This is a genomic window from Streptomyces sp. P17, assembly GCF_032436805.1.
Lineage (GTDB): Bacteria > Actinomycetota > Actinomycetes > Streptomycetales > Streptomycetaceae > Streptomyces.
Genome location: NZ_JAVRBF010001044.1, coordinates 1 through 260, shown reverse-complemented (window position 1 = coordinate 260; position 260 = coordinate 1). Strand labels below are relative to the sequence as shown.

1 protein-coding gene is annotated in these 260 nt (G+C 56.2%); it reads left to right on the top strand.

Annotated features, from left to right (window positions below):
• Positions 1-36: 36 nt before the first annotated feature.
• A partial coding sequence (locus RMT89_RS43880) for a hypothetical protein (protein ID WP_315889342.1) occupies positions 37-260 on the top strand: 224 nt, incomplete at its 3' end.

Below are 260 nucleotides of genomic sequence, written 5' to 3'. Positions count from 1 at the left end.
CCTGCTTCCACATCCATAGAGGTCACCTTCATGCCTATGCTTACCCACACTCGACGCTTTGCTCTGACACCGTGGGCTGCCGCCACGTCCTTGCTAGCCCTGACCACCACCTCCCTCGCGTTTGCCAATCCTATCGATATCCAGATCAACAACACTCTGCCCACGGGCTCGTTTGCGCATATCTTTCTGGAAGAGTTCAGCGATCGCCTGGAGGAAGAAGCACCTGGCCGTTTCAATGTCCGGCTGTTTATGGGTGGCAC